Here is a 15,241-nt window from a genome sequence, read left to right as displayed (position 1 = left end):
GGGCGCTCCTGGAGGTGGGTGGGATCAGCTCTGCGGTACGGCGACGGGGGCGGGTGTCTCTTCGGCGGGGCGCTCGGTGGCGTCCTCCAGGACGATCCGGCCGATGATCTCGTAGCGCTCGGGGCGCTTGGCCTTGAGGTAGAGGCCGAGGCCGAGGCCGCCGAAGAAGACGACGCCGACGATCCAGGGGATCGCCTTGAAGAAGAGGGAGTCGGCGGCGAGACCGGCCGCGGTCTCCATGTTCATGATCAGCAGGACGACGACGGCGATCATCCCGATGCCACCGAGGAGCGGGGCGGTGAAGGTCTTGAACCAGTGCCGGTCCTCGGGGTGGTTCTTGCGGAAGTAGCCGATGACGGCGAAGGAGCAGAGGGTCTGGACGATGAGGATCGCCATCGTGCCGAGGATCGCGAGCAGTGTGTAGAGGTGGATGTACGGGTCCTGGCCGGTGAGCCAGAAGGCGGCGACGAGGCCGACGGCGATCGCGCTCTGCACGTACGAGGCGATGTACGGCGAACCGTGCTTGGCGTGCGTGCGGCCGAGCGCCGGGTGGAGGAAGCCCTCGCGGCCGATGGCGTACAGGTAGCGGGAGGCGCACTGGTGGAAGGCCATCCCGCAGGCGAAGGAACCCGTGAGCAGCAGCCACTGGAAGGCGTCGACCGCCCAGGCGCCGATGAAGGTCCGGGTGGGGGCGAAGAACAGGTCGAGGGGCGAGGCGGAGGCGGACAGCTTCACCGATTCGGCCAGGCCGTTCCCGGCGATCGTCATCCACGACACGTAGATGTAGAAGAGGCCGACGCCGGTGACGGAGATCAGGGTGGCGCGCGGGATGACCCGCTTGGGGTCGCGGGACTCCTCGCCGTACATCGCGGTCGACTCGAAGCCGACCCAGGACCAGAAGGCGAAGAAGAGACCGAGCCCGGCGGAGGTGCCGGTGAAGGCGTTCTTGGGGTTGATCGGCTCGACCGGGATGCCGTCGGGGCCGCCGCCGGCGATCAGGACGGCGGTGGCGACGGCGAACAGCACCGCGATCTCCGCGATGAGCATCACCCCGAGCGCCTTGGCCGTCAGGTTGATGTCGAAGTAGGAGAGCACGGCGGTGACGGCCAGCATGACCGCCGCGTACAGCACCCACGGCACGTCCACGCCGAGCTGGTCGGCCACGGTCGTCTTCGCGAAGTAGGCGAAGACACCGACGATCGAGGCCTCGAAGACGACGTACGCGAGGACGGCGAGCATGCCGGAGGCCATGCCCGCGATACGGCCGAGGCCGTGCGAGATGTAGCCGTAGAAGGCGCCCGCGGCCGTGATCCGCTTGGCCATGGCGACGTAGCCGACGGAGAAGACGGTCAGGACGAGGGTCGCGAAGAGATATCCGGCGGGCGCGCCGGTGCCGTTGCCGAAGCCGACGGCGATGGGGAGGTTGCCGGTCATCGCGGTGATCGGGGCCGCGGTGGCCACGGCCATGAAGACGACGCCGACGAGTCCGACCGAATTCGCCTTCAGCCGGTGGACCTCTGGGGTGGGGTTCTCTGCCATGGCGCGAGAGCATCCTCGCGAGTGATGTAGGCCACAATCGACATGCGGTCGCGCAATTCCCGCCAGGGGGCGACGAGTTGTCGCCCCCGTGCACGAACTGTCCGGTCCCGTGACCGTGGGGTGATGTCGCCGCAACACGGACGCGGGTAGCGTCCGGCTCCATGGACAATCAGGGCGGGATCACCGTGCAGCGGGCGCTCGAGCTCCCGGGTCTGCGCAGCGGGCTCCCGGAGGTCGTGGCCGGCGCGGACCGGCTGCACCGCACGGTGCGCTGGGTACACGCGGGCGAGGTACCGAACATCGCTTCGCTGCTCAAGGGCGGTGAGCTGCTGCTGACCACGGGCCTCGGGCTGGGGACCCGGCCGGCCGAGCAGCGGGCCTTTGTACGGCGGCTCGCCGACCGGGGCATCGCCGCGCTCGTCGTCGAGCTGGGGCCCCGCTTCGCGCGCCTCCCGGCGACGATAGTGGAGACCGCGCGGGCCGCCGGGCTGCCCCTGGTGCAGCTGCACCGCGAGGTCCCCTTCGTGGGCGTCACGGAGGAGATCCACACCGAGATCGTCAACGGCCACTACGCCCTCCAGCGGCAGGCCGAGGAGGTCCACCGGCAGTGCACGGTGGCGCTGCTCGGCGGCGGCGGCATCCCCCAGGTGCTCCGCATCCTGTCCGACTTCGCCGCCAACCCCGTCTTCCTGGAGACCCCCGACGGACAGCTGCTGTACGCGGCGGGCACCGAGTCCGGACCCGCCGACCCGCTCCAGGTCTGGGACGGGCTGCGCGGCCAGCGGGCGGCCCGCGAGTCCGGCCCGCCCACCGGCACGGTCCTCGTCGACGTGCCCGGCGGTGGCCCCGGCATCTCCTCGGTACGGGCCCGCCTGGTCGTCCTCTCGGTCTCCGGCGCCCTCTCCCCCGTGCACCGGATGGCCGCCGAGCGCGCGGCCGGCCTCCTCGCCGTGGTCCTCATGCAGGCACGGCAGGAGGAGGAGCTCGCCGCACGCGGCCGGGGCGACTTCCTGACCGACCTGGCGGAGGGCAGGATCACCGCCGAGGACGCCCCGGCGCAGGCCCGGGTCCTCGGCTTCAAGCCCGGCGACGGCCCGCTGCTCCCGGTGGTGATGCGCCTGGCCTCGGAGCTGTCCCCGTCGGGGAACTGGGCCCTGCTGGCCCGCGCGGTCCTCGAAGAGCTCGCCTCGGTCGGCGTCCCGGTCCTGCTGGGCGTCCGCCCGGTCGAGGGACGGGTGCCGCTCCTGCTGGGCCTGCGCTCGGAGACGGAGCGCACGGCGGTCGCCGACCGGGTCGCGGCGGCGCTGCGCGCCGGCGTGGCACGGGCCGGCCTGGAACGCACCGGGGTGCACCCGCCGGTCGTCGTGGTCGGCGTCGCCGGCAGCTGGGCGGCTGCCTCGGCGGGCCTGCGGCACGCGGCGGAGACCGCGACGGCCGCGCAGGGCCTCTCGGAACTCCCCTGGTACGACGCCCGGCGCCTCGACATCGACCTGCTGCTGTGGCGGCTGCACTTCCACGGGGACACGGTCCTCGCGGCGTTCGTGGACCGTGCGATCGGCCCGCTCCGCGAGCACGACCGCACGTCCCGGCCGCCGCTCCTGCCGACGCTGGAGACGTATCTGGCGCACGCGGGCCGCAAGGCGGAGACAGCCCGGGAGCTGCACCTCAACCGGCAGACCCTCTACAACCGTCTGGCCCGCATCTCGGAACTCCTGGGCACGGACCTGGACGACCCCCAGACGGTGCTGGCCCTCTCGCTGGCCCTCAGGGCCCGCCGACACACGACGTAGGAAGGCGCCGTGAGGGGCGGGCGTTCCACCCCGCGGAGCGCCCGCCGCCCGGGCTACCGCCCCGTCAACTCGTCGTAGACGCTCAGCACATGCGCCACGGTCTCGTCCTCGGTGGGCCACGACCTCGCCTGCACCCGACCGGCCGCCGCCAGGTCCATCCGCCGCTCCGTGTCGTCGAGCAGCCCCCGCACCGCGGCCGCGAGGGCGCCCGCGTCCCCGTACGGCACCAGTTCAGCCGCGTCCCCGACCAGTTCCGGCACTCCGCCGACCGCCGTGGCGACGAGCGGCACCCCGAGGCGCAGCGCTTCCTGGGCGAGCAGCGACCGCGCCTCCCACCGGGAAGGCAGCACGGCGATGTCCGCCGCCGCGAGCAGCTCGGCGACGTCCTCCCGCCGCCCGATCAGCCGGACCGGCAGACCCTCGTCCATGATCCGCCGCTGGAGTGCGGCACGTTCGCAGCCCTCCCCGGCGATCACGAGGAGCGGCTGAGGGTCGAGATCCCGCCACTCCCGTGCCGCGTCGAGCAGCGTCCGGTATCCCCGGCCCCGTTCGAGCGCCCCGACGGCCATCAGCAACGGCCGCTCGACGGCGCCGAGTTCGGCACGGGCCTTGCCGTCGTGCAGGCATACGGGCCCACGGGCGGGCGGCACGGTGACGGGGGCGAGCCGGGCGTCACGGGCGCCGCGCCGCCGGGCCCGGTCGACCAGTTCGGAGGAGGTGGCGAGGACGACGGTCGCGGCGCGCACGGTCCTGCGCTCCAGGAGCCGGAGCACCCCGCCGGGCGCTCCGCACACCTGGTTCCGGCCGTCCCAGGTGGTGACGAGCGGAGCGCGACCGCTCACCACTGCCCCCGCCCCGGACAACGCGAGCGCGGCCCGGACGGAGGCCTGCAGGCCGTGGGCGTGGACCACGTCGGCGCCGATGCAGGCGTTGCGCAGCGCCGCGATCGTGGCGGGGTCGCCGAGGCGCGGCAGGGGCACGAAGTGCGCGCCGGCGCCGAGGTAGTCGTAGACGCGGTCGAGTTCGGCCGGGGCGCACACGGTCACCCGCACGCCCCTCGCCACCAGCCCCGAGGCAAGTGATCGGACGTGAGCGCTGCTGCCCGCGCTGCCGCCGCCCAGCACTTGGACCGTACGGAGCTGTGTCACCCGCCCAAGGATGCCACCCGCGCCCCGGACCGTACGCACGTTCCGCGACCGAAGTGGCGTGATTCCCGCCGCTGTTCCCTTGCACGGACGGAGTACGGCTCCGGGACCCGAACCCGCGGTTCACCCACTCGGGCGAGCGCACGAGACCCCGCGCGCGCCCCTGGGGGGCCTTGTGCGCTCCCCTGAGCCCGCGTGTCCCTCACCCGCAGTCGGCACCGCAGCCGACGACGGCGCCAGAGCCCGACCCCGAGTCCCGCCTCGGGGCAGAGCCCGAGTCCGCCCCCGAGCCAGAGCCCGAGTCCACCCCCGACGCCATTCGCTCCGCCCAGACCGCCGCGCCGACCAGTCCCACCGCGTGGGCGGCCAGCCCGAGCCGCCCGTTGCCCGCGACGATCGCGCTGCCCACGGCGGCGCCGAGCGCGTGCGCGCCCGCGTCGCCGAGCATGGTGCGCTCGCCGAAGTCGTCCCCGAGGACGGCCGCGACCGCCCCCATGGGGGCGGCGGCGAGCGGCCCGCGCAGCAGGCCGGGCGCGGCGAGGGCGAGCACGGTCAGTCCGGCCCGTCCCGGCCGTACGTCCGCCAGGTTGACCAGATGGGCGGTACCGGCGATGACGACCCCGGCGAGGAGCCTGTCCACGGCCCGCTCCTTGAGCAGCGCACCCGCCACGAGCGACGCGGCGCCGATCCCGAACAGCTTGACGACCCCGCTGGTCACCTCGCCGTCGCGCAGCGCCGCCAGATGCGTCCGGAATCCGCGCCGGTGGTCGCCCTTCACGTCGTCGTACCCCCCGCAGGCACCGGCGGCCAGCACGACGAACGCGGCGGGCCCGCTCCCAGTGCCGGCCGCGGCCCCGAGGGCCACGGCGGGCCCGGCGCACAGATCGACCGTCCGCCCGGCGTGGTTCACCCGCGTCCAGCGCCCGCCCCCGGACACCTGCCCGCCGGACGCTTCGGACACCCGCCCGCGCAGCCCCTCGTACACCACCCTGCTCACCCCGGCGGCCCGGACGAAGGCGGCGATCCGCCCACCCGTCCCCCGGGCCGGGCCCGCGGGCTTCACCCGTCCGCCCGAGCCGTGGCGAGCAGCTCCTCCGCGTGGGCCCTGGCCGTCTCGGAGTCCTCCTGGCCGGCCAGCATCCGGGAGAGTTCCCGTACCCGCTCCTCGCCCTCGAGGACGGTGACGCCGGACCGGGTCACGGACCCGTCGTTGGTCTTCTCCACGAGCAGCTGCCGGTCGGCGAAGGCCGCGACCTGCGGAAGGTGGGTGACGACCACGACCTGCGCGGACTTGGCGAGCTTGGCGAGCCGGCGGCCGATCTCGACGGCCGCCTTGCCGCCGACACCCGCGTCGACCTCGTCGAAGAGATAGGTCGGCACGGGATCGACCCCGGCGAAGACGACCTCCACGGCGAGCATCACCCGGGACAGCTCACCACCGGACGCGCCCTTGGCGATGGGCCGGGGCGGGGCGCCGGGGTGCGGGGCGAGCAGCAGCTCGACCTCGTCGGCGCCGGACGGGCCGTAGGCGACCCGGCGTCCGCCGACCTCGACCCCCTCGGGGTCCTCGGTCTGCGCGATGGCGAAGGACACGCGCGCGTGCGGCATGGCGAGCGAGGCGAGTTCGGCGGTGACCGCGTCGGCGAACCGGGCGGCGGTCTCCGTGCGCGCGTCGGTGAGCCGCTGCGCGAGCACCGAGAGCTCGTCCCGCAGCCGGTCGCGCTCGGCGGTGAGTTCCTCCACGCGGTCGTCGTCGCCGTCCAGCTCGCCGAGCCGGTCCGCGCTCTCCTCGGCCCAGACGAGGACGGTGGCGATGTCCTCCCCGTACTTCCGGGTCAGCTGCGTGAGCAGGGCGCGCCGCTCCTCCACTGCGGCGAGCCGCAGCGGGTCGGCGTCGAGGTTGTCGGCGTATCCGGCGAGTTCGGTGGCCACGTCACCGAGCAGGATGGAGATCTCCCCCATCCGGTCGGCGAGCGCGGCGAGCGCCGGGTCGTGGGACCGTACGGCCTCCAGGGCCCGCCCCGCGCCCGCGACGAGCATCGTGGCGTCGACGGACTCGGGATCCTCGGGAACGCCCGCGAGCGCGGCGTGCGCGAGCGCGGCGGCGGAGGCCAGGGCCTCGGCGTGCCCGAGCCGCTCCGCCTCGGCGGCGAGTTCGGTGTCCTCCCCGGCGCGCGGGGCGACGGCCTCGATCTCACCGAGCCCGAACCGCAGCAGATCGGCCTCCTGGGCCCGCTCCCGGGCCCGGGTGGTGATCTCGTCGAGTTCGCCGGAGATCGCACGCAACCGCCGGTAGGCCTCGCCGTAGGCGGCGAGCGGTCCGGAGACGGCCCCGCCGGCGTACCGGTCGAGCGCGCCGCGCTGCCGGGCGGGCTTGAGCAGGCCCTGCTGGTCGGTCTGGCCGTGGACGGCGACGAGTTCGTCGGCGAGTTCGGCGAGCAGCCCGACGGGCACCGAGCGCCCGCCGAGGTGGGCCCGTGAGCGCCCCTCGGCGGAGACGGTACGGCTGACGAGCAGCACCCCGTCGTCCAGCTCCGCCCCGGCCTCCTCGGCGCGTACGGCGGCGGGCGCGCCCGGGGGCACGCTGATCCGCCCCTCGACGACGGCCGAGGCCGCGCCGATCCGCACCAGGGCCGGGTCGGCACGTCCGCCGAGCAGCAGCCCGAGGCTGGTCACCACCATGGTCTTGCCCGCACCGGTCTCACCGGTCACCGCGGTGAAGCCGGGCGACAGCTCGACCACCGCGTCGTCGATGACCCCGAGCGACCGTATCCGCATCTCCTCCAGCACGCCCCAGACCATACGAGGTTTCCCTGCCGCGACGCGACATCACCCCCGGGCGTAACCCTCCGGCGCGCCGATCGTTCCGGCCTCCGGGAGGTGGAGGCACACCCCGCACGGAGGGGCCCCGGCCCGCCCCGTACGGAGGGAGCTCAGCGGGCCCCGCCGCGCCACCCCGACACCGGCAGCGCGAACTTGGCGACGAGCCGGTCCGTGAAGGAGGCGTGGTGCAGCCGGGCGAGCCGGACCGGAACGGCGCCCCGCCGCACCTCGACCCGCGCTCCGGCCGGGAGTTCCACCGTCCGCCGCCCGTCGCACCAGAGCACCCCGTGCGGGGTGTGCGGTTCGACCTCGACGGCGAGCACCGATTCGGGGGTGGTGATCAGTGGCTTGGCGAAGAGGGCGTGGGCCCCGATCGGGACCATGAGGAGCGCCTCGACCTCGGGCCAGACGACCGGGCCGCCCGCCGAGAAGGCGTAGGCGGTGGAGCCGGTCGGTGTCGCGCAGATCACCCCGTCGCAGCCGAAGCCGGTCACGGGGCGCCCGTCGATCGCGAGGACGACCTCCAGCATCCGTTCGGGGGACACCTTCTGCACGGCCGCCTCGTTGAGCGCCCAGTCCCGGTGCAGGACGTCGCCGTTCTCGTACACGACGACGTCGAGGGTCATCCGCTCCTCGACCTCGTACGCCTTGGTCACGACCCGGTCGACGACCTTGTCCAGGTCGTCGCGCTCGGCCTCCGCGAGGAAGCCGACCCGGCCGAGGTTGACGCCGAGCATCGGCACGCCGGAGGCGCGGGAGAACTCCGCGCCGCGCAGCAGGGTGCCGTCGCCGCCGAGGACGACGAGGAGTTCACAGCCGTCGAGCGCGTCGGAGCAGGCCTCCGGCACCTTCTCGACGGACGGCGGCAGCGGCAGGTCCGCGGCCTCTGCCTCCAGGACGCGGACGCCGATGCCGCAGCGCAGCAGCCCGAGGACCACCAGTTCGGCGCTGCGCACGGCGGCCGGCCGGCCGGTGTGCGCGAGCAGGAAGACGGTACGTGGTGCGGTCTCTGGTGCTGTTGCCGTTGAGCTCAACGAGGTCCTTCCGCCACGGCGCGGTCGACATCCGCCGGATCCAGCGCGGGCGCGCCTGCCCGCAGCCACAGAAAGTACTCGACGTTGCCGGAGGGGCCGGGCAGCGGGCTCGCGGTGACGCCCAGGACACCGAGCCCGAGCTCGGCGGCCCGCCGGGCCACGTTCTTCACGGCGTCCGCGCGGAGTTCGGTGCTCCGGACGACTCCGCCGGTGCCGAGCCGCTCCTTGCCCACCTCGAACTGCGGCTTCACCATGAGGACGAGGTCGGCGCCGGGCGCCGTACAGGCCGTGAGCGCGGGCAGGACGAGGCCCAGCGGGATGAAGGACAGATCACCGACGACCAGGTCGACGGGGACGCCGTCGATCGCTTCGACCGTCAACTCGCGTACGTTCGTACGGTCCTTCACGGTGACCCGCTCGTCGCTCTGGAGCGACCAGGCGAGCTGCCCGTAGCCGACGTCGACGGCGACGACATGGGTGGCGCCCGCGCGCAGCAGGACGTCGGTGAAGCCGCCGGTGGAGGCTCCGGCGTCCAGGGCCCGCCGGCCCTCGACCTTCAGCCCGAGCGGGACGAAGGCGGCGAAGGCCCCGGCGAGCTTGTGGCCGCCGCGCGAGACGTAGTCGGGGTCCGAGTCGTCCTGGACCACGACGATGGCCGCGGCGGTCTCGACCTGGGTGGCGGGCTTGGTGGCGACGGTCTTGCCGACGGTCACCCGGCCCGCGGCGATCAGCTGACTGGCGTGCTCGCGCGAGCGCGCGAGCTTGCGCCGGACCAGCTCGGCGTCGAGACGGCGGCGTGCCACTCCTGCCACGTTCGGTTCAGCTCCTGTTTTCGTGCGGACGGGGGGCGGGGTGCGCGTCGAGCGAGGTCAGCTCGGCGCGCAGTCCTCGGTGTACATCCTCGTACACCTCCAGGTGTCCGTCCGCCGGGAGGTCGTCCACCTCGGCGAGACGTGCCAGGTGGGCGTCGATGCCGGGATGCCCGGTGGGCTGCCGCTCGACCCCGAGCGGAGCGGCCCCGGCGGGCTCGTGGGCGTCCCTCGGGGCCACCGCGTCCGCCGGCTCCGGTACGGGCTCCGCGGCCTCGGGCCGGGGCGTCGCGTCGTTCATGGCCACGACGCTACCGCGAACCCCTGGGGTACGGTCGACGGCGATGGCGACGATCACGGAGTGCCGCGGCGCACTCGAGAAGCTCTCGGACAACCTCGCACGGGCGGACGGCGGCGTGCGCGGGGCTGCCGCGCTCGACCGCACGCTGAGCTGCCACGTCACGGACCTGGACAGCACGTTCACGGGCCGCCTCGCGGACGGCCGGATCCATGTCGAGTCCACGGTGGAGGGCCCGCCGAGGTCCAAGGCCCAGATCCGGCTGGCGATGACCGGCGACGACCTGGTGGCGATGGTGGGCGGCGAGCTGAACTTCGCGAAGGCCTGGGCGTCGGGCCGGGTGAAGCTGGAGGCGGGCTTCCGCGACCTGCTGCGTCTCCGCTCCCTGCTCTAGGACCTGTCGTCATACTCCCGTCGTCGCCCGAAGGGCGGCCCCGCGGCGTCCGGTGCGTGCTCTCGGCGTGCCGGGCGGAAGCCCTCGTACGGGACGCACTCGGGCCTTTCGCCCGGCACGGCGAGAGCGCGTGCCAGGCATCGTGGGGCAGGCGGGAGTGTGACGACAGGTCCTAGCGGGCGTACGACCCCGCCACCTGCCCCCGTTCCGGCCCCAGCCCCTGCCCCACCGGCTCCGACGCCCCCTCGGGCCTCGGCACCCGTGCCTTGCGCCCCGCCGGTACGACCAGCGGCGTCCCCGTCTCGGGGTCGTCGATGACCTGGCAGCGCAGCCCGAAGACCCGCTCGACCAGCTCGGCGGTCACGACCTCGGCCGGCGGGCCCTCGGCGACCACCTCGCCGTCGCGGACGGCGATGAGGTGGGTCGCGTACCGGGCCGCGTGGTTGAGGTCGTGCAGGACGGCGACGAGCGTCCGCCCCTGGGTCTCGTGCAGCTCCGCGCACAGGTCGAGGACGTCGATCTGGTGCTGGATGTCGAGGTACGTCGTCGGCTCGTCGAGCAGCAGCAGCGGGGTCTGCTGGGCGAGCGCCATGGCGATCCAGACGCGCTGGCGCTGACCGCCGGACAGCTCGTCCACGTACCGCCCGGCCAGTTCGGCGACGCCGGTCGCCTCCATCGACTCCCGGGTGATCCGCTCGTCCTCCGGGGACCACTGCCGCAGCAGTCCCTGGTGCGGGTAGCGGCCGCGGGCGACGAGGTCGGCGACGGTGATGCCGTCGGGCGCGACGGAGGTCTGCGGCAGCAGGCCGAGGGTCTTGGCGACCTTCTTCGCGGGCAGCGAGTGGATCGACTGCCCGTCGAGCAGGACGCGCCCCCGGGTGGGCTTCAGCATCCGGGAGAGGGCCCGCAGCAGGGTGGACTTGCCGCAGGCGTTCGGCCCGACGATGACGGTGAACGAGTCGTCGGGGATCTCGACCGACAGCTCGCGGGCGATGACCCGCTGCTCGTACGCGAGGGTGACCGATTCCGCGCTCAGGCGCTGCTGCCGACCGTCCATGCCCGTACTCCCGTATACCCTCAGCCCCAATGAAGTTAGGTTAGCCTACCCAACTTACAGCCCTAGTCGCGCCAGCGCCTTCCCCGCGTCCGCCGTCCCCCCGGCGTCGGCCGCCGACCAGGCGGCCCCGCAGAGCGCCCGCACCCCGTCCATCACGTCCGCGCCGGCTCCCTCCCCGCCGTCGAGCAGCAGCTCGCCCTCGCTCACCGAAGCGCGCCACCCGCCGCACACGAACCCGCCGTCCCCGTCGGCGACGACCTCCGGCTGCGCCACCAGCAGCCCCCGCAGATCGGCCGCCACATACGTCGGCCGGTGCTCCGGCACGGCCCTCAGCAGCTGCGGCACGTCCGTCACCCCGGTCAGCACGAGCAGCGAGTCGACCCCGCCGTTGAACGCGCCCTCGATGTCGGTATCCAGCCGGTCCCCGACCACCAGCGGCCGTCGCGCACCGGTCCGCAGCACCGTCTCCCGGTGCATCGGCGGCAGCGGCTTCCCCGCCACCTTCGGCTCCACCCGGCCGCCCGTGGCGATCCGTACGACCTCCACCGCCGCCCCGTTCCCCGGCCCGATCCCCCGCGCACCGGGAATCGTCAGGTCCGTGTTCGAGGCGTACCAGGGCAGCCCCCGCGCCACCGCGAAGCTCGCCTCCGCGAACCGCGCCCAGGGCATGTCGGGCCCGCCGTACCCCTGGACGACCGCCACCGGGCCGTCATCCGCCGAGTCCACCGGCACGAGCCCCCGCTCGCGCAGCGCGACCCGCAGCCCCTCGCCGCCGACGACGAGCACCCGGGAGCCCGCCGGCACGTCGTCGGCGATCAGCCGGGCCACCGCCTGCGCCGAGGTGATGACGTCCCCGGCCACGGCCGGCACGCCCAGCTCCGTGAGGTGCTCGGCGACCGCGTCCGGCGTCCGCAGCGCGTTGTTGGTGACGTACGCCAGGTGCATCCCGCCGGCCCGTGCCGTCCCGAGCGCGTCGACGGCGTGCGGCACCGCCTCCCCTCCCGCGTACACGACACCGTCCAGGTCGAGGAGGGCCGTGTCGTACGCCTCGCTCAGCGGCGGCGCGCTGCCTCCCGGCCGATTCCCGCCGACGTCCTGCTGTCCCTGGCCGTCCCGCACCGTCACCGCACACTCCTCGTTTCACCGGGTGGAAAACCCCCGCTCCCCCGATCATCGCTCATGCCCGTCCCCCACATACGATGACGAGATGAACACCTCAGGTCACGCGGCCGCCGACGTCCGCGACGACGCCGCAGGGCTGCGCCTGGCCCCGTTCCGTGGGCTCCGATACGTCCCCGAGCGGGTCGGCAGCCTCGCCGCCGTGACGTCTCCCCCCTACGACGTCGTCGTCCGACCTGACGGACTTCTCCATCTCGAATCGGCCGACCCCCACAACATCGTCCGACTGATCCTCCCGCAGGCGATCACCGCCGGCACCCGCCACCGCAAGGCCGCCGTCACCCTCGACCGCTGGCTCGCGGACGGCGTCCTCGCCCCGGACCCCGAACCCGCGCTCTATGTGTACGAGCAGCACGGCGACGGCATCCTCCAGCGCGGCGTCATCGGCGCCCTGGAGCTCTCGACCCCGACCGAGGGCGTGGTCCTCCCGCACGAGGACGTCATGCCGCACGTCGTCGAGGACCGGGCGGCCCTGATGCGGACCACCGCCGCCAACCTCGAACCCCTGCTCCTCACCTATGTCGGGCGGGAGTCCAGTGGCGCGGACGAGGTCATCGAGCGGGCCGTCCAGAGCGAACCGCTGCTCTCCACCACGACGGAGGACGGCTTCCACCACCGGCTGTGGGCGGTGACCGACCCGGCCGAGCAGGCCGTCGTCGCCGCCGAGCTCCTCCACCACCAGGCACTGATCGCCGACGGCCACCACCGTTGGGCGACCTATCTCCGCCTCCGCGAGGAGCACGCCTCGCCGGGCCCCTGGAACCACGGCCTTGTCCTCCTCATCGACACCGCCCGCTACCCGCTGCGGGTCCGCGCCATCCACCGTCTCCTCAACCGGCTGCCGGTCGCCGACGCCCTCGCGGCCCTCGGCGACTCCTTCCGGGTACGACGGATCGAGGGGGCCCTGCCGGACGCCCTGGCCGCCCTGGAAGCCGCCACGGCCGAGGGGAACGCGTTCCTCCTCGCGGGCGACGGCACCTTCCACCTCGTCGACCGCCCGGACCCCGCCCTGCTCGACCGCACGATCCGCGCGGACCGCCCGGAGGCCTGGCGCACCCTGGACGCGACGGTGCTGCACTCCACGCTCCTGGAGCACGTCTGGGGCATCCCGGACGCCCCCGAGGACATCTCCTACATCCACGACACGCAGGCGGCGGTGGCTCAGGCGGAGCGTCGCGGCGGTACGGCGGTCCTCATGCACCCGGTACGCGAGGAGGTCGTACGGGACCTCGCCCGCCAGGGCGTCACGATGCCCCGCAAGTCGACCAGCTTCGGCCCGAAGCCGGCGACGGGCCTGGTCCTGAGAAGCCTCGCGCTGGACTGAACGACCCCACGGAACGAGAAGAGGGCGGCACCCCCGGAGGGGTGCCGCCCTTCATCGCTTACGGACCGCGTCAGGCCTTGTCGCCGGCGCTGTCGTCCCGCACGTCCTCGTCGAGGTCGTCGTCGAGGATGTCGTCGTCCTCGTCATCCTCGTCGTCGTCCAGGTCGACGACGTCGTCCGGGGCGTCCTCGGACTCCGCCTCCGACTCGTCGAACACGTCGACGAACTCGACCCCGTCCATCTCGGCGAGTCGGTCCGAGGCGTCCGTGGCCCCGTCCTTGTCGGACTCCAGAGCCTTGGCGAACCACTCGCGCGCCTCGGTCTCGCGGCCGGCGGCCAGCAGGGCGTCGGCGTAGGCGTACCGCAGGCGCGCGGTCCACGGGTGCACGGCGCTGGAAGCCAGCTCGGGGCTCTGCAGCGTCACGATGGCCGCGTCGAGCTGCCCCAGGTCGCGGCGGGCGCCGGCGGCCACGAGCCGCATCTCGACCTGACCGGCCTTGTCGAGCTTCTGCACCTCGGGCTCGCCGGCCATCGCCAGCGCCCGCTCGGGCCGGCCGAGGCCGCGCTCGCAGTCGGCCATGACGGGCCACAGCTCCACGCCACCGCTCATCCGGCGGGCGGCACGGAACTCGGCCAGCGCCTCGGAGTACTTCTGCGTCGCGTACGCGGCGAAGCCGGCGGCCTCGCGCACGGCGGCGACACGGGAGGCGAGCCGCAGGGCGACACGCGAGTACCCGTACGCCTGCTCCGGGTCCTCGTCGATCAGCTGGGCGACCATGACCAGGTTGCGGGAGACGTCCTCGGCCAGCCCCTTGGGCAGGCTCATCAGTTCCTGACGCACGTCCGGGTCGATCTCCTCACCGGTGACCTCCGGCGGGATCGGCAGACGCTTGATGGGCGCGCGGTCGCTGCGCTCGCGGTCGCCGCGGTCGTCACGGCGCCCGTAGCCACCCCGGTCGTCGCGGCCACGGAACCCGCCACGGCTGTCGCCGCCACGGTCGTCCCGGCCACGGAAGCCACCGCCGCGGTTGTCACCGCCACGGTCGTCGCGCCGGAAGCCACCGCCACGGTTGTCGTCCCGACGGAACGAGGAGGGACGCTCATCACGCCGGTCGTCACGACGGAAGCCGCCACCGGCACGGTTGTCGTCCCGACGGTCGTCACGCTGACCGTACGAGGGACGCTCGTCCCGACGGAACGACGAAGGACGCTCATCACGCCGGTCATCGCGACGGAAGCCACCGCCGCCGCCACGGTTGTCGCCACCGCGGTCGTCACGGCGGAAGCCGCCACCGCGGTTGTCACCACCGCGGTTGTCGCCGCCACGGTCATCGCGGCGGAAGCCGCCACCACGGTTGTCGCCGCCACGGTCGTCACGCTGACCGTACGAGGGACGCTCGTCCCGACGGAACGACGAAGGACGCTCATCACGCCGGTCGTCACGACGGAAACCACCACCGCGATTGTCACCGCCACGGTTGTCCCCGCCACGGTCGTCGCGCCGGAAGCCACCGCCACGGTTGTCGCCACCACGGTCGTCACGGCGGAAGCCGCCACCACCACGGTTGTCGTCACGACGGAAGCCACCGCCGCCGCCACGGTTGTCGCCACCGCGGTTGTCATCGCGACGGAAACCACCGCCACCACGGTTGTCGCCACCACGGTCGTCACGCTGACCGTACGAGGGACGCTCGTCCCGACGGAACGACGAAGGACGCTCATCACGACGGTCGTCACGACGGACACCACCGCCACCACGGTTGTCGCCACCACGGTCGTCACGGCGGAAGCCGCCACCACCACGGTTGTCGTCACGACGGAAGCCACCGCCGCCGCCACGGTTGTCGCC

13 protein-coding genes and 1 pseudogene are annotated in these 15,241 nt (G+C 73.8%); 3 read left to right on the top strand and 11 right to left on the bottom strand.

The window, feature by feature from the left end:
- Positions 1-24: 24 nt before the first annotated feature.
- The gene (locus ABT154_RS09750) at positions 25-1,539 is read right to left on the bottom strand and encodes an APC family permease (RefSeq protein ID WP_351855138.1); all 1,515 of its coding nucleotides are present in this window, start codon (positions 1,537-1,539) and stop codon (positions 25-27) included.
- Positions 1,540-1,700: 161 nt separating this feature from the next.
- Between ABT154_RS09750 and ABT154_RS09745 the strand changes: the two genes are divergently transcribed.
- On the top strand, positions 1,701-3,329 hold the full coding sequence (locus ABT154_RS09745) for a PucR family transcriptional regulator (protein ID WP_351855135.1): 1,629 nt from the start codon (positions 1,701-1,703) through the stop codon (positions 3,327-3,329).
- Positions 3,330-3,382: 53 nt separating this feature from the next.
- On the opposite strand, the gene ABT154_RS09740 is transcribed toward ABT154_RS09745, so the two are convergent.
- The 6 genes from ABT154_RS09740 to ABT154_RS09715 all read right to left on the bottom strand — a co-directional run bounded on the left by ABT154_RS09740 (position 3,383) and on the right by ABT154_RS09715 (position 9,441).
- A complete protein-coding gene (locus ABT154_RS09740; protein WP_351855133.1) occupies positions 3,383-4,477 on the bottom strand; it encodes a glycosyltransferase family 4 protein in 1,095 nt (364 codons plus the stop codon).
- A 199-nt stretch (positions 4,478-4,676) separates the two neighbouring features.
- The gene (locus tag ABT154_RS09735) at positions 4,677-5,537 is read right to left on the bottom strand and encodes a hypothetical protein (protein ID WP_351855131.1); all 861 of its coding nucleotides are present in this window, start codon (positions 5,535-5,537) and stop codon (positions 4,677-4,679) included.
- Positions 5,534-7,276 carry a DNA repair protein RecN gene (gene recN / locus ABT154_RS09730; RefSeq protein WP_351855128.1) on the bottom strand — a complete coding sequence of 581 codons (1,743 nt, stop codon included), beginning with the start codon at positions 7,274-7,276 and terminating at the stop codon, positions 5,534-5,536. The genes ABT154_RS09735 and recN overlap by 4 nt, the downstream gene beginning before the upstream one ends.
- A 131-nt stretch (positions 7,277-7,407) precedes the next feature.
- A complete protein-coding gene (locus ABT154_RS09725; RefSeq protein ID WP_056557640.1) occupies positions 7,408-8,331 on the bottom strand; it encodes an NAD kinase in 924 nt (307 codons plus the stop codon).
- Complete coding sequence (locus ABT154_RS09720) at positions 8,328-9,143, bottom strand: TlyA family RNA methyltransferase (protein ID WP_351855125.1); 816 nt, start codon at positions 9,141-9,143, stop codon at positions 8,328-8,330. The genes ABT154_RS09725 and ABT154_RS09720 overlap by 4 nt, the downstream gene beginning before the upstream one ends.
- A gap of 7 nt (positions 9,144-9,150) precedes the next feature.
- Positions 9,151-9,441: a hypothetical protein gene (locus ABT154_RS09715; RefSeq protein WP_351855122.1), complete on the bottom strand. Its 291-nt coding sequence runs from the start codon at positions 9,439-9,441 to the stop codon at positions 9,151-9,153.
- Between the two features lie 43 nt (positions 9,442-9,484).
- On the opposite strand from ABT154_RS09715, the gene ABT154_RS09710 reads away from it, so the two are divergent.
- Positions 9,485-9,832: an SCP2 sterol-binding domain-containing protein gene (locus tag ABT154_RS09710; protein WP_351855120.1), complete on the top strand. Its 348-nt coding sequence runs from the start codon at positions 9,485-9,487 to the stop codon at positions 9,830-9,832.
- 172 nt (positions 9,833-10,004) lie between these two features.
- Here ABT154_RS09710 and ABT154_RS09705 read toward each other — a convergent pair whose 3' ends face one another.
- Positions 10,005-10,889 (bottom strand): ABC transporter ATP-binding protein, encoded by an 885-nt coding sequence (locus ABT154_RS09705; RefSeq protein ID WP_351855117.1) that lies wholly within the window; start codon positions 10,887-10,889, stop codon positions 10,005-10,007.
- Positions 10,890-10,943: 54 nt separating this feature from the next.
- On the bottom strand, positions 10,944-12,014 hold the full coding sequence (locus tag ABT154_RS09700) for an HAD hydrolase-like protein (protein WP_351855115.1): 1,071 nt from the start codon (positions 12,012-12,014) through the stop codon (positions 10,944-10,946).
- An 82-nt stretch (positions 12,015-12,096) separates the two neighbouring features.
- On the opposite strand from ABT154_RS09700, the gene ABT154_RS09695 reads away from it, so the two are divergent.
- Entirely contained in the window at positions 12,097-13,392 is a 1,296-nt protein-coding gene (locus ABT154_RS09695; protein WP_351855112.1) for a DUF1015 domain-containing protein, read from the top strand.
- Between the two features lie 70 nt (positions 13,393-13,462).
- Here ABT154_RS09695 and ABT154_RS09690 read toward each other — a convergent pair whose 3' ends face one another.
- Positions 13,463-14,218 carry a tetratricopeptide repeat protein gene (locus tag ABT154_RS09690; protein WP_351855758.1) on the bottom strand — a complete coding sequence of 252 codons (756 nt, stop codon included), beginning with the start codon at positions 14,216-14,218 and terminating at the stop codon, positions 13,463-13,465.
- A 114-nt stretch (positions 14,219-14,332) separates the two neighbouring features.
- Positions 14,333-15,094, bottom strand: a pseudogene (locus tag ABT154_RS33920) (hypothetical protein); the annotation flags it as partial.
- Positions 15,095-15,241 lie beyond the last annotated feature (147 nt).

Source organism: Streptomyces sp. NPDC001728 (assembly GCF_040297565.1).
GTDB lineage: Bacteria > Actinomycetota > Actinomycetes > Streptomycetales > Streptomycetaceae > Streptomyces.
This window is presented reverse-complemented; position numbering and strand designations above follow the sequence as displayed.

What these genes read in the sequence shown, in the direction of transcription:
- ABT154_RS09710 (WP_351855120.1), top strand. Translation starts at nt 9,485, where the DNA reads ATGGCGACGATCACGGAGTGCCGCGGCGCACTCGAGAAGCTCTCGGAC.
- ABT154_RS09750 (WP_351855138.1), bottom strand. Translation starts at nt 1,539, where the DNA reads ATGGCAGAGAACCCCACCCCAGAGGTCCACCGGCTGAAGGCGAATTCG.
- ABT154_RS09745 (WP_351855135.1), top strand. Translation starts at nt 1,701, where the DNA reads ATGGACAATCAGGGCGGGATCACCGTGCAGCGGGCGCTCGAGCTCCCG.
- ABT154_RS09715 (WP_351855122.1), bottom strand. Translation starts at nt 9,441, where the DNA reads ATGAACGACGCGACGCCCCGGCCCGAGGCCGCGGAGCCCGTACCGGAG.
- ABT154_RS09695 (WP_351855112.1), top strand. Translation starts at nt 12,097, where the DNA reads ATGAACACCTCAGGTCACGCGGCCGCCGACGTCCGCGACGACGCCGCA.
- recN (WP_351855128.1), bottom strand. Translation starts at nt 7,276, where the DNA reads ATGGTCTGGGGCGTGCTGGAGGAGATGCGGATACGGTCGCTCGGGGTC.
- ABT154_RS09690 (WP_351855758.1), bottom strand. Translation starts at nt 14,218, where the DNA reads ATGAGCCTGCCCAAGGGGCTGGCCGAGGACGTCTCCCGCAACCTGGTC.
- ABT154_RS09705 (WP_351855117.1), bottom strand. Translation starts at nt 10,889, where the DNA reads ATGGACGGTCGGCAGCAGCGCCTGAGCGCGGAATCGGTCACCCTCGCG.